This is a genomic window from Chitinivibrionales bacterium, assembly GCA_035516255.1.
Taxonomy (GTDB): Bacteria; Fibrobacterota; Chitinivibrionia; order Chitinivibrionales; family FEN-1185; genus FEN-1185.
In genome coordinates, this window is record DATJAL010000016.1 from 23,213 (window position 1) to 37,335 (window position 14,123).

Annotated in this window: 9 protein-coding genes; 4 read left to right on the forward strand and 5 right to left on the reverse strand. The window is 57.0% G+C overall.

Going from position 1 to position 14,123, the window contains the following annotated elements:
• Positions 1-210 precede the first annotated feature (210 nt).
• The 5 genes from VLX68_05195 to VLX68_05215 all read right to left on the reverse strand — a co-directional run bounded on the left by VLX68_05195 (position 211) and on the right by VLX68_05215 (position 10,973).
• Positions 211-2,067: a PorV/PorQ family protein gene (locus VLX68_05195; protein ID HUI91628.1), complete on the reverse strand. Its 1,857-nt coding sequence runs from the start codon at positions 2,065-2,067 to the stop codon at positions 211-213.
• 15 nt (positions 2,068-2,082) lie between these two features.
• A complete protein-coding gene (locus VLX68_05200; GenBank protein ID HUI91629.1) occupies positions 2,083-5,940 on the reverse strand; it encodes an immunoglobulin domain-containing protein in 3,858 nt (1,285 codons plus the stop codon).
• Positions 5,941-6,429: 489 nt separating this feature from the next.
• Positions 6,430-7,332 (reverse strand): DUF6498-containing protein, encoded by a 903-nt coding sequence (locus VLX68_05205; GenBank protein HUI91630.1) that lies wholly within the window; start codon positions 7,330-7,332, stop codon positions 6,430-6,432.
• Positions 7,333-7,495: 163 nt separating this feature from the next.
• The gene (locus tag VLX68_05210) at positions 7,496-9,817 is read right to left on the reverse strand and encodes an acetate/propionate family kinase (protein ID HUI91631.1); all 2,322 of its coding nucleotides are present in this window, start codon (positions 9,815-9,817) and stop codon (positions 7,496-7,498) included.
• Between the two features lie 364 nt (positions 9,818-10,181).
• Complete coding sequence (locus tag VLX68_05215) at positions 10,182-10,973, reverse strand: hypothetical protein (protein HUI91632.1); 792 nt, start codon at positions 10,971-10,973, stop codon at positions 10,182-10,184.
• A gap of 258 nt (positions 10,974-11,231) precedes the next feature.
• Between VLX68_05215 and VLX68_05220 the strand changes: the two genes are divergently transcribed.
• The 4 genes from VLX68_05220 to argC all read left to right on the forward strand — a co-directional run bounded on the left by VLX68_05220 (position 11,232) and on the right by argC (position 13,985).
• Positions 11,232-11,798: a hypothetical protein gene (locus tag VLX68_05220; protein ID HUI91633.1), complete on the forward strand. Its 567-nt coding sequence runs from the start codon at positions 11,232-11,234 to the stop codon at positions 11,796-11,798.
• 127 nt (positions 11,799-11,925) lie between these two features.
• The gene (locus VLX68_05225; protein ID HUI91634.1) at positions 11,926-12,219 is read left to right on the forward strand and encodes a hypothetical protein; all 294 of its coding nucleotides are present in this window, start codon (positions 11,926-11,928) and stop codon (positions 12,217-12,219) included.
• A gap of 106 nt (positions 12,220-12,325) precedes the next feature.
• Positions 12,326-12,865, forward strand: a complete 540-nt coding sequence (locus VLX68_05230) for a YbhB/YbcL family Raf kinase inhibitor-like protein (GenBank protein HUI91635.1) — start codon at positions 12,326-12,328, stop codon at positions 12,863-12,865.
• A gap of 94 nt (positions 12,866-12,959) precedes the next feature.
• Positions 12,960-13,985, forward strand: a complete 1,026-nt coding sequence (gene argC / locus VLX68_05235) for an N-acetyl-gamma-glutamyl-phosphate reductase (protein HUI91636.1) — start codon at positions 12,960-12,962, stop codon at positions 13,983-13,985.
• Positions 13,986-14,123 lie beyond the last annotated feature (138 nt).

The window sequence follows — 14,123 nt, forward strand, 5'->3', positions numbered from 1 at the left end:
TCGTGCTTTTTATTATGCCGTTTGCCTCATGCCGCCCCCAAATCGCCCGGTCGTCGGGTAGCCGCTTTTAAGCGGCGTATCGAGACGCAAGGCATCGGGCGGTCCGGCAACGAGGCCGAGGGCCGAGCCCAGAAGGAGGGCCGACCCTCGCAGGCGCGTTACGCCAGTGAGGGGAACGCTCTCAATATTCTTATTTATCAATAATAGTCGTCACGGCTTGAACACGATGGCACTGTTGCCGTCGGTCCGTATAAGAACGAACCCGCTGTCGCTTTTCACCGCGTAGTATTCACCGTCAAAATTCTCGATGCCGGTTTCTTTCAGCACCAGCGTCGGTTCGCTCCGGTCAAAATTCTGAATGAATTTTTCTTTAAGCTTGGCCGGACGCGCCTTTTTTCCCTTGCCTTCCATGGTCCTGAGGTTGAAATCGAAGGCATCCAATTTCCGAACGTCAAGCTTCCATTTCATTTTAAGACTTGCCACTTTGGAGAGATCGGGCCCCAGGCCCGCCACGGTTATCCTGGCAAAGGTCGTATCGACGGTGGCAAGTGGCTGCTGAGACGGAACATTGAAGTGTTTGAACAGCCACGGGATCACCCGGACCGTTCTGACCTTTGTGGCGACGTTACCGGCCTTGTCCGCCGCGGAATAGGCAATGGTGTAGGTGCCCACCGTTTTCGCGTCAACCGCCCCGCTCGTTGTTATGTTTGTCAACTTTCCGTCTCTATTGTCAATGGCCGTTGCGCCCATCTCAACATATTGCTCGCCTCGTGCCACCGTGACCGCGCTGTCGCCGCGGAGCGTTATGACCGGCGCGACCGTATCGGCCGCTTCGACGTTCACCCGCCGGACCACCGACGCGCTGTTGCCGGCCGCATCGGTCGCGGCATAGGTGACGTAATACGTTCCGGGAACGGTCGTATTCACCTGGCCGCTCACGATGATGGACTTGGTGAGGTTGCCTCCGACGTCGTCGTGCGCGATTGCGCCAGGGTCGGTGAAAGAGCCGGCACGGGTGCTTATGGTCACCACGCTGTCGCCGTTCAGCGTGACGACCGGAGGAACTTTGTCGGAAGCGGCCCTCGCCTTTGAAAAAAAGTCGCTCAGATTTATCACCAGCGACAGGCGGTGCTCGCTGCCAGTTGATAAATCGGAATTTGAGGCCCCCTTATAGGCGTATTGGAACGAATAACCGTTGAACGTGACCCCGGCGCCAAAGGCAAGTCCATACGCGTTCAGCGAATTGTAGAGCATGCCGTTGCCGCCGCAGCGCACCGCGAATTCGAATTGCTTGTACAGCAGCGTATATTCGAGGCCGCAAAACATTTTAAGGTTGCTGGTCACGCCCAATGACTGGTCGTAGTCGCGGTTCAATTTGTACTCTCCGTCGACATCGACGATTATCCGGTGCATGCCGTTGATGATTCCGGTATATCCGGCGCCCAGGCGGAATTCGGGATCGACGTTTTCTTCTTTTACGTCGGCAGCGATATTGCGGGCCATGAGGCCGAGGCTGAAGCCAAAGGGAAGGCGGGTAAGCAGGCCGACGTCGAGGCCCAGGCCGCTGCCGCCGTAGTCGGAGGCGCTGTAGTAGAACCGGTTGACGGTGAGGCCGATGCTCGGCTGTTCGAAGATCAAAAAATGCCCGCATATCTGACGGCCGTAGCTTAAAGAGATGGTCCCCTCGCTTGCGTGGGTCGTGCTGGCCGGCGCATTGGCGACACTGTCCCAGCCCTGCTCCAGTTTCATGCTTGTCAACAGCCAGCCCGCGCTTAATACCCCCACATTCCGCAGCGGCACGACCGCCGAAAGATAGTTTGTGTTCAGATTAGTGACGTCCTGGAAGATCCAGTTCGATTCCATGAGCGAAACGTTCGCCTGGTACGACAGCCCTGCGGGGTTCCAATACCCGGCGCTGGGATCGTCGGCGATCGCCACGTACGCGCCGCCCAGGCCGTAGCCGCGGGAACCGATCATGAGATCGACCTGGGAAGCATGGACAAGGGCTGCGCAGGCCGCGGCGAGCGAAAGTCCGGCTTTCATCATGAATGATTTTCCAAGTCTCATATTTTTCGCCTCCTCTTATTTCACCAGGAAGACGGGTTTGCGGATGACGGTCACCTTGCCGGTTGCGCCGTTCTTAAAATAGAAAACATAAACGTACGCTCCCGCGCCTGCGAACCTGTTTGCGGAATTCACGCCTCTCCAAACCACGGAAAACGAGCCGGGAACCACTCTGGTGTTTTTCGGAACAAGTTGGACCACGAGGTCGCCGATAAGATCAAGAATATGCAGCGACACTTCTCCTGAATCAGGCACCTGATAGGTGAGCGTCGCGCCCCTGCTGGATGAGACTGGATTCTCAGACCAGTAGGCATTGATCCCGGCCTGCCGTCCGAGGGAGGGCGCGCTCGCGAGGGCGCATCGTGCAGCCGCCGAAGTGTCGCTGCCCGCCGAATTCGTGACGATGACCCGGTAGCTTCCCGTGTCGCCGTACGCGACACCCTTGATCGTATAGACGGAATCCGCCGCGCCTGAAAGGGTCGCGCCGTTTTTGATCCACCGATACGCAAGCGGCCGTGTGCCGGTCGCCGACACTTTGAAGACAACGGTGTCGCCGAGCCTGGCGGCCGTGTTCGATACCGGCTGGAGGACGATCTTGGGCTTGACAATGGTCACTGTGCCATTCTCAACAGTCAACGTGGCCGCCTCGGAGGTGTCTGCGCCGTATCGGTTGGACGCGATCACGCGGTAAAGGCCCGAATCGGCGCCGGTTGCCGTTGGAATGACGAGATTTCGCAGGGAATCGCCGACAAGGGCAAGCCCGTTTTTCTGCCATTGATACGTTACCGGGTCGGCGCTGAGAACGCTTACCGAGAAGGAAGCCGTGTCCCCGGCCTGAACGGTTATTGAAGCGGGATTCACCGTGATGATGGGCAGGTTGCCTACCGAGGATTTCGGCAGGACCGACAGTCTTGCCGCACTGGAACTGTCGCTGCCCCAATTATTCGAAACAGCGGCCCGAAAGACGCCCGAATCCGAGAGCGCCGCGGCGGGAATCCTGTACATCGCGTTCGTCGCGCCGGGAATAGGTAATCCGTTCTTCTGCCACTGATACGAAAGCGGGGTGGTGCCTTTTGCGGCAACCGTAAAAATCACCGAGTCGCCGACGATCGCCGTGACGGAAGACGGCTGCCTGGTGATGACCGGTTTGTCAACGATGACCAGGGGCGCGCCGCGGGAGGTGTCGGCACCGTAGCCATTCGAAACAATGGCCCGGTACACGCCGGAATCGGCCGCGGACACCGCGGCAAGGGAAAAAAATGCGCTGGTTGCGTTAACAAGAGAGACTCCGTTCTTCTGCCATTGGTATGACAGCGGTGCCGCACCCGATGCAATTACCGAGAAGGATGCCGCTATTCCCGTTACGGCGGTATCGGGCGACGGCTGCGCGGTGATGACGGGTGGTGTGCCTGAACCGGATGACGGCACCACGGTCAGCTTCGCCGCAACCGACGTATCGCTTCCCCACTGGTTCGACACGATGGCGCGGTAGAACCCGGAATCGTACATCGCCACCGGGGCGATGAGATAATGTGCGGCAGTGGCGCCGCCGAGCGTCAATCCGAATTTCTGCCATGCATAGGACAGAGGTCCCGTTCCGATGGCCACGACGGTGAATGAAACAGAATCGCCCACCTGCACCGTTCTGGACGCCGGGTCAATAGTGATCTGCGGCCGTATGAATACCGTCAGTGATGCCTGAAGGGAGGTATCCGCACCGTACCTGTTTGACACGATCACGCGATACCGGCCGGAATCGGTCGGCGATGCGGACCCAATGGCATAGCTCGAGGCGTTCGCCCCGGCTATGGGTGCGCCGTTTTTCTGCCATTGATATATGAGAGTGTCGCTACTGGTTGCCGTCACCGAAAACGCCGCCCTTGCCCCCACCACCACCGCCTGCGAGGCAGGCTGCGTCGTTATGACAGGTTTACTTCCCGAAACGGGCTTCGGCTTTACCGTCAGGAACGCGGCCTGCGATGTGTCGCTGCCCCAGTTGTTCGAGACAATGACGCGGTAGTTCCCCGAGTCACCCAAGGCGACGCCGGCCTTCAGATAGGTAGGACTTGTTGCGCCTGCAATGACGGCCCCGTTTTTCTGCCATTGATAAGTAAGAAGCCCTGTGCCGCCGGCGGTCACGGAAAATAACACGGTATCGCCGACCATCGCGGTCCGCGAGGACGGCTGGCTGGTGATGAGTGGCCGCTGTACCACGGTTAAATGAGCGGGGTTCGAGGCAACCGAGCCCGCGCTGTTCGAAACCACGACCGTGTAATTTCCGGAATCGCTCAGCGCCGCCGCGGGGATCGTGTAGCCCGTCGTGTCCGCGCCTGCAATGTTCACCCCGTTTTTTTGCCATTGAAAAGAAATCATGCCCCCGCCGGTGCTCGCCGTAACGATGAATGTCGCGGTCTGACCAACCAAAACGGTCAAAGGAGATGGCTGCTGGACAATCACTGGCTTCTGCTGTGCGGGATTGCCTGTTACATACAAAACGGCCTCCGCCGAGGTGTCTTTACCAAAGGGATTGGTGGCGATCAGCCTGAAAGCCGCGCCTGAATCGCTTGTCTGCGCCGACGTAATGATATAATAGAGGTTTGTGGCGCCGGCGATGTCCGCTCTGTTGCGCTGCCATTGGAAGGTGATCGGGGCGCTGCCGCTTACCGTGGCGGTAAACATCGCCGGGTTGCCCTGCACGACCGCAACCGACAGCGGATCGGTCGTGATGTTCGGCTTTTGTCCCACCCTCAGGACGGCGGCTGCTGACGAATCCCTGCCGAAACCGTTGGTGACTGTCACGCTATAATACCCTGAATCTGCAAGCTGCACTGAAGCTATGGTATACAAAGGGGAAACTGCCCCGCGTATCCTTGCGCCGTTTTTATACCATTGATACGCCAGCGGCGCCGTGCCGCTGGCCGCCACGGAAAACTGGGCCATCGTGCCTACCGCGGCCGATATTGAAACGGGCTGCTGAGTTATCGTCGGTTTTTGTCCGATCACAGTCAGGCGGCCGGTGCTTGATGTATCCCTGGCATAAGCGTTTGCGGCAATCACTCGGTACATTCCCGTATCGGCGAGAGCGGCAGCCGTCACCGTGTAGCTTGACAAGGTCGCTCCGGCAATGTTTCTCCATGCGGCGGGACCGCCTGGAAAACCAGCGATGAAGCGCTGCCATTGATAGGTCATCGGCGCCGCGCCCCAGGCGGTGACCGAAAGTGTGATGGAACTGCCCGCATTGACAGATGTGTCCCTGAGATCGTTCTGGAAAACGATTCCCACAACGGTGAGGGTCGCCTTGTTGGAAGTGACACTGCCCGCGGCGTTGCTGACAATGACCGTGTAACTTCCTGGGCTGCCGTATCCAATGTTATCGATTGCCAAAGCGGAACTCGTGGCTCCTGGAATATCGGTCCCGTCTTTCTGCCACTGGTACGAGAGCGGCGAGCCGGTGGCCGATACCGTGAACACCACCGACCCTCCGAGATACATGGTCTGGGAGACGGGCTGGACCGTGATCGAAGGACTTTGCACCACCACCAGATTGGCAATAGCCGACGTGTCCCGCTGAATCCTGAATCCGCCCGGGCCACCGGTAAACTTTGAAACGATCACGAAATAGGCGGCGGCATCGGTCAGGGCCGCGGCCCTGATGGTGTAGGTGGCGGCTCCGGTTCCCGGCCCAGTGATGAGCGCGCCGTTCTTGTACCATTGATACAGGTAGGGCCCGCCCGCCGCCACGCCGACGGTGAATGACGCCGGTTGACCCACTTGAACGGTGTCGGACTGCGGCTGCTGCGTTATGATGGCCTGGGCGCGGGCCTGGAGAACGACCGCGAAAATCAGAAACAGGGACGATAAAACCTTTTTTTCCATAATTTCCCCTTTAAGCGTATCTGCGTCCTGAAAATTCGAAGATGGAGAGCGCTGACAAGCGAGACTTCTTGACACCGGGAGATTTTTCCCTGCCGCGGCGCCACCCGCCCCATTCCGCGGCCGTTGACATAATTATAATTTGATGATTTCGTTTTGTCCAGTAATTAATATTGTCAAATCATACTTAACAAAACATAGTAGAAATGGGCATTCCCCCGCCTCGCACCTTCGGGCGAGGCGGGGTCGGTTCTCCTTCCGGTCTCGCCTTCGGCTCGGGCTGCCACGGCGCGAGGCCGCTCCGCGGGGCGCCGGGCAGCACCGCGCTCCAGCGCGGCCTCCAGTCGCCCCTAACGCGCAGCATCAAGTCAAATCCGGCATTTTTCTTTCCCCCTTATCAAGGGGGAAACCGCCGGAGGCGGAGGGGGATGTACCGCAATGGTTGCGTTGCACACGGGATTTCGCGGAATACTTACAGAATGACTGCGAAGGTCAACTACCCATTTTTGGATTAATCCTTGCGTGTTTCAATCCATCAATTATCGTTTTTACCAGCACAAGAACAATCGCCAGAGCGGCGGGTGAATAAGATGCCATCGAGCTTAAAGTAAAAAGGAAAAAGCCGAACAAAACGACCATCTGCATCATAAGCACCATGGAATATGGCCTGAACATCAAGTTTACGGAAGTCGCCTTTTTGTATTCCCTGCCAACAAGGTAATGCTGGATAAACGATACTCCGTGGCTGACAAGAAGAGCAAGCACTGTTAGCTTAATTTGAAACGGCAGTATCTTCCACATGTACAGGTCAACATTGTAAATCGACTGTATGGGCGCCAGAAATGCCGGCCATGCGGTCCCCATGAGAGACGCAGCTTCTATTCCATTGAGGCCCTTTACTACAAATAATATAAAAAAACCTTGAGCCCCAGTATATGCCCCGTAATGGATTATAAAAATTAGCAAATCGAAAATCTTCACAGGTTTATTTTTGGTTTTAAGTGGGGCGGCAAGGATGATCATCAAAATGTTATAAAAACCGATTACCAGATTTTCTATCCAATACAGGGCGACAATTGAAAAGACATCCCATTTCAGAAACAGCACGCCAAAGACAGGGAGTAGGTTTGCCACGATCAGAATGGCTATGCTCAAATCAAACCGATATCGTTCTGCAAAATTTTCAGACAGGGATTTTTTCATTTTAGGTTCTCGGCTTATCCACAAATCTGCAAGTAAAATTCCCCAATTATTGCGAACCTGGGCCAGAGCCCCAGGCCACACAGTTAACATAACTTTTTCTGCGCTAAAAGCCCGATCGGCGCAACCACAGTATATTGATACACCGGGATCCGCCGCCGCGTTAGGTGGACCGCAGGGTGCGCCGGAGCGCATTGCCGCCTGACCACGGCCCGAAGGGCCATCGTGGCAGTGCGGCAACGAGGCCGAATGGCCGAGCCCGTAGGGAGACCGACCCCTTGTAGAGTCGCACGGCTGTGCGCCTCTACAAGGGGGAACGCCCAACTCTTTTTTATTATCTTCTCTTACATCAAAATTATTAATCTCTTGTTTGTACCGCCTCAATATGCCCGATTGCTCCGGTCGCAATATTTGCCGCGTTCGCCTCATCGGTGTCAATGTGCATTGCCAATCTAAACTGTGGATTAACTCTTATGAGCACGTCGCCGAAAATGAGCTCGCGGTCGCCCTCGACGCGCACGCGCACCTTGAACTTGTCGCGCAGCCCGAACTTGAGCGCGTCCTCGGTTGACATGTGGATATGGCGCAGCGCGCAGATCACGCCTCTCGGGATGGTGATCGGGCCGGCCGGCCCCTCGATGGTGATGCCGGGCGTGTTCTCCAGGTCGCCCGACTCGCGGATGGGCGGGTGGATGCCGAGCTTGAACTGCTCGGTCATGGCGATCTCCACCTGGGTCTCCTTGCGCTCGGGCCCGAGCACGCGCACGCGCTCAACGCGGCCCTTGGGCCCCACGAGGTTCACGCTCTCCCTGCACGCGAACTGGCCGGGTTGCGACAGTTCGTGCTCGGGCGTGAGGCTGTGGCCGGCGCCGAACAGCGCCGCGACGTGCTCGACTGACAAATGCACGTGATGCGCCGACACCTCGATGGGCACCGGCGTGTTTTTCTGCGTCTGGATGATGTCGCCGATGTAGCCCGACGACACGGCGCGGACGGTCTCGCGCGCGATCATGCGCTCCTCGTCGGTCGGCACCACCAGGATGCGCACGGCCGAGCCGTCGGTTGATATGTCGGAAATCTCCTTGAACCCGTCGGCGCTCCTGTTTTTCTTTTCGTCAAGGTCTATGCCCATGTGCGCCAGGCCCTGGCACGCGAGGCTGCGCACGCCCGCGCTCCCCTGCCCGATGCCGCCGGTGAAGATGAGCGCGTCGAGCCCCTGCATGGCCGCCACGTACGCGCCGATGTACTTGCGGATCTGGTAGCAGAACGTCTTGTAGGCAAGCAGCGCGCGGTGATGTCCCTGCTGCGCGGCCTTCTCGATTTCCCGCATGTCATTGGTGATGCCCGACATTCCCAAGAAGCCGCTCTTGTTGTTGATGAGCTTTTCCAGTTCGTCGGCCTCCATGTGCTCGGTGCGCATCAGGTGGATGAGGATGCCCGGGTCAAGGTCGCCGCTGCGCGTTCCCATGATGAGCCCCTGCGTGGGGGTGAACCCCATGGTGGTGTCCACGGACCGGCCGTGGTCCACCGCGGCCAGCGACGCGCCGTTGCCGAGATGGCATGAGATGATTTCGAGCCCGTTGAACGACCGCTTGAGGAACTCCGCTGCCTTGAGCGACACGTACAAATGCGACGTGCCGTGGAACCCGTACCGCCGGATTTTTTTCTCTTTGTAAAGTTCGTAGGGCAGGCCGTACATGTAGGCGTACGGCGGCAGCGTGTGGTGGAACCCGGTGTCGAACACGGCCACGTGCGGCACGTGCGGAAACAGGTTCATGGCCTCGCGTATGCCCACGAGGTTCACCGGGTTGTGTAGAGGCGCGAGCGTCGCGGCCTCCTCGATGGCGGCAATTACTTCCTTCGTAATGACAACCGGTGTGGTGAGTTTGTCGCCGCCGTGCACCACGCGGTGGCCGACTGCCGTGATGTCGGCGGCGCTTTCCATGGCGCCGACCGCCTTTGATGAAAGCGCGTCCATCATGGCGAGAAACGCCTCCTTATGGCCGCCCGGTTTCGGTGCGGCCACCGACACTTCCTTGTCCGCCACGCGGCAGGTGTGTTTCGCCCCCTCGTCGCCGATCCGCTCGATTGCCCCGCGCACCACTCGCGCCTCGTTCGCCGTGTCGAACAGCGAGTACTTGAGCGACGACGAGCCGCAATTGACAACCAGTAATTTTGACGGCGTGTCGGTCGAAAGCTTGAGGCCGTACGGGTCGTCGCTTTTCTGCAGCGCCTCGGCCGCCAGGTTGTGCACCGTGGCCCACTGTGCCATGCGCTCGCTCAGCTCCCGCGAAAGGTAGCGTATGGCGGGCGGATAGGTGATGAGCGCCGTGGAAAAAAGCTGTTGCGGAATGAGAAGCGCCTCGCAGCGCGTGATGCCGATGACGTTGGCAAGCGTCTGGTTGCCGGTCATCAGGGAGATCTCGCCGAAAATGTCGCCCGCCTCCATCTTCGAGAGCTGCACCTTGCGGCCGGTGTTGTCGGTGACCGCGGCCTCGGCCGTGCCCGAAAGGAGCACGCCGAGAAACCTTCCCTCCTCACCGAACTCGATGACCGCCTCGTTTCCCTCGAACGTGCTGAGCCGCGAGCCGTCGATCAGCTCCCTGAGCCGCTCTTCGGGAAAGCCCTTGAACAATTCGACTTTTTCCTGGAGGAATTTCAGCAGTTCCTGCGTTTCCATAGTATAATCCTTGTGAGATTGTTGCCGTTTCTGGCTGGAAAAACTATAAGTGTAATTATTATACGATGGGCAAGGCTGGGAAACAAGATAATGTAATGTAAAATAATTCTGGTGGGGGACGTCTCCCCCTGGGGTGCGGCTTCCGCCGCCTTCTTGTCAAAAAAGAAACCAAGATGGCGGTGGCGATCCGCACCCACACCCCCTCTTTGGCGCCGGAGTCTTGTGGTGTGCGGAGACCCGGGTGGCTAGCGTTCCTTATGTGATAAGCCCAGCTTACCCGGCGGAAGAAGAACATACTATATCGGCAGAAGGCATTCTGCTGGTTCTGATTTATCAATCCGCAATCCACAATCCACAATTCTTCTCACCCTCTCACCTTCGCAATACTCACATTCACAAACCCCGTCTCCCGTGCCACGTCCATGATCTGGATGATCTTGTCGTACACCACCCTGTTGGTCGCGGCGATGATGATGTCCTCGCACCCGGGCTTGTCTTTATACGCATTCCTGATTTTCATCAGCCCGCATTTGAGCTCGTCGTATGCGGAAAGCGGCCGCATCTCATAGAGCCCCGCGATATCGGCCGGCGCCCTTCTCAGTGAATTCTCCAGAAGATAAACGGCGTCATTCAAACTGGCTGAAGAGACGGGTTTGATCTCATTATTGACAAGCAAGATATTCCCGTTTTTCAAGTACAGTGATTTGACGACCTCGTTTGTGCTGTGATTTTTTGCATACAGCAGTATCTCCTGTTTCTGGTATTGCTTTGCATCCTTGTCATGCGGTGTCCTAAAATCGGCGGGACTGACCTCCTCCATCGTTACCTTGCTTCTGTCGCCCTTTGCGGCAAAGGAATGGAATTCCTTGTAGTAAAGGCTCGGCAGAAACCCGTTGTTCGAGCCGATGGTCAGGGTGGACTCTGAAATAAAAACGGTGAGCCCGATATCGTTTTTTTCCGGTTGCGGCCTTTTTGATATCGAATCGGTGTTTGCACCGCCATGGCTGTTGGTGAACGTCACCACCGCGATTTTTGAGAACTCCGCCGAAAGCATAAGCACTGGAATAAGCACCACGAGAAAATTGATAAAGGGTTTGAGGTCAACCTGCATTTCGTGGCTTTCCTGCAGGTCGGTCTGGCCGTGGCTTGCAAACATAGGTACCTCCTTGAAAATGTCGGCATTCTTCCTTAATTTTGTTTTCAATTAAACAACGTTTAGTTGAACCGCAATGTTACAGTGATTGCTTCTAGGGACATGTCACTCCCGCGAAAGCGGGAATGACATCGGCGTCATTTCATGCTTTTTTGTCATCACGAGGTCATAACATAACTCCGCATTGCGTCAATCGGGCGTTTCAACCTATATTTTCAAAGCCGCCCGGTATCTCGCGGCATCCCGATTGAAAGGGCACCTATGAAATCCATCATGACCTTCACCCTATTTTGTCTCGTTTGCATTTTCCTTCCCTGCCGCGCCGGCGAAGACGAATCCGTGACCCTTTCCGACGGCCGCACGCTTATCCTCCACGACAACTACACGTGGGACATCAAGGGCGGCGGAACGGGGCTTGCCGGCGACATCACCGTGAACGTGTACGGCGACAAGAACATCGTGCTCCACGAAAACAGGACATGGGACTTTGCGGACAGCGCTGGAAACCCGGCGCCGCGAAAAATTTCGCACCTCACTACGGTTTCGGCAACGGCCACGGCCGGCCGCCCGTCGCTGCTCGATGCGCGCGACGCGGCCAGGCAGGCGGCGATAAAAAAAGTCGCGGACCAGCTCATGCCTCGGGTCGACGACGGCTCCCTGTCGGAGGACACCCTGCTCGTCTGCGTGGGCCGGGTGGCCAACCCGGTCACGGTGAAACAGACGAACGCAAAGAAGAAAGGGTATACCGTCACCCTCAAGATCTCGCTTACAAAAGGGGAAATAGATGGCATCATGGACTGCGCCCGGCCGCAGCAAGGGACTAAATAGACCGTCGAGCTTTTGACAAAGGGAACGTTCAAAAATTTCTTGCAGGCGGATTTCCACATATCTATATTCTTATTAATCAAATCGCCCATTCCGTTGTGACATAATCGTGTTTCTAAGGGGAGTTCTTATGGCAAGGATAAGCAAGCAGCAATTGATCAAACTGCAGGCCAAATACAAGACCGACGATGCGATCGGCAACCTATTCGGCATCACGCGCCAGGCCGTGCACCAGCTGCGGAACAAATACGACATCTGCCCTTTGGAAGACAAGCACTGCGAGCGCAACCAGGACATCTCAAAGGCCTACAAGTCGGGCATCGCCGGCACCAGGCTGGCCAAGAAATTCAGGATGTCGGTTTCACAGGTGTACCGCATCATCCGCGGCGAAACGCCGAGCAGGAACGGGAGACGGAAAAAATAGCCAAAGCAGCGCACATCGTTGTGAAAGCCCTTTTGGCCGCTCCCCAAAAGGGCTTTTGTTTTCTGTTATTCCCTTGTATATTGGTTTTCATTGAAAGGAGGCATTCATGAAAATGCATCATTCGGTAGCGGGTCTTTTACTTTTTTGCATCGCCGCATTCTGCGGCCCAAAGGGAGGTACCATGTCCATCACGGTGACGAGCACGGCGTTCGGTTCAATGCAGCCCATCCCCCGGAAATACACCTGCGACGGCGAGGACGTTTCGCCGCCGCTTTCATGGAGCAATGTCCCGAAAAACGTGAAGAGTATTGCGCTCATCTGCGACGATCCGGACGCGCCCGCCGGCGACTGGGTGCACTGGGTGTGCTACGACATCCCTCCCACGGTTGATTCCCTTCCCGAAGCCGTACCGCACGGCGACATCCTTGCCTGCGGCGGCAAACAGGGCACCACCGATTTCCGCAAGATCGGGTACGGCGGGCCCTGCCCTCCAGGCGGCACGCACCGTTATTTCTTCAAGATGTATGCCCTTGACATCATGCTCAACCTTCCTGCGGAAAAGACCAAGAAGGATATCCTCAAGGCCATCAAGGGGCATGTTCTCGCGCAGGGAGAGCTGGTGGGCACCTATACCAGAAATCGATGACGGAAAGGGCGGCTGTTACTTTGGCGCAAAGGGTAAATTATTTTATAGCGGCATTTAAACCTGTTGGAAGAAAAAAACATCAGGACTTTACATTATGTCAAAAAAAATAAATGTAGGAATTCTCGGCGCGACCGGCTACACCGGCATCGAGCTGGTCAAACTGTTTGCGTCGCACCCATTCGTACACATCGCCTTTGTGTCGTCGCAGTCGTACGCGGGCCAGAAACTGAGCGCTGTGTTTCCGCAGACAAAAGGCGTCTGCGACGACGTGCTGATGGCGCCCGACAAGACGTTCGACACCGGCGTTGACTGCGTTTTCTCCTGCCTGCCGCACGCGACCTCGGCCGGCATGCTCATGCCGTTCATCACCAGGAACGTTCGGGTCGTCGATCTGAGCGCGGACTTCCGGATCAAGGACCCGAAGGCGTACGAGCAATGGTACAAGACCGAGCACCCCTGCCCGGAGCTCCTTGAGGACGCGGTGTTCGGGCTGTGCGAGCATTACCGGGACCGGATCGCGAAGGCGAAGATCGTGGCCAACCCCGGTTGCTATTCGTCAAGCATCATGCTGCCGCTGCTGCCCCTGTTCAAGCACAAGGCCGTGCAGCTGTCGCTCGTGATCGCCGATTCGAAGTCGGGCGTGAGCGGCGCGGGCCGGTCGCTCAAGCTCACGAGCCATTTTGCGGAGGTGCACGAAAATTTTTCGGCCTACGCGATCGGCCACGCGCACCGGCACATCGCGGAAATCGAGCAGGAGTTTTCGATTGCGGCAAAAAAACCCGTGACCATCACCTTTTCGCCGCATCTGCTGCCGACCAACCGGGGCATTCTTTCCACCATTTACCTTTGCGTGAACAAGACCGCGGCCGAATGCCTTGACATTGTGAAAAACGCCTATGAGAACGAGCCGTTCATCCGGATGCGCGAGCCGCAGGACCTGCCGTGCATCGCCGGCGTGGCGCACACCAACTTCTGCGACATCACCTTTACGGACGGGGAAAACGGCCGGCCCGTGATCGCGGTGTCGGCGCTTGACAACCTGGTGAAGGGCGCCAGCGGCCAGGCCGTGCAGAACATGAACATCATGTTCGGGTTCCCGGAGACCACAGGATTGCTTTAAAAAACATCACCACGGAGACGCGGAGAGCACGGAGAAAGACAAAATAGAGTTGGAAGTTGGAGGTGGAGAGTTGAAAGTTAAAAACAAACCATGGTCTTTGCTTTCAACTTCCACCTTTCGACTTAAAACCATCTATTA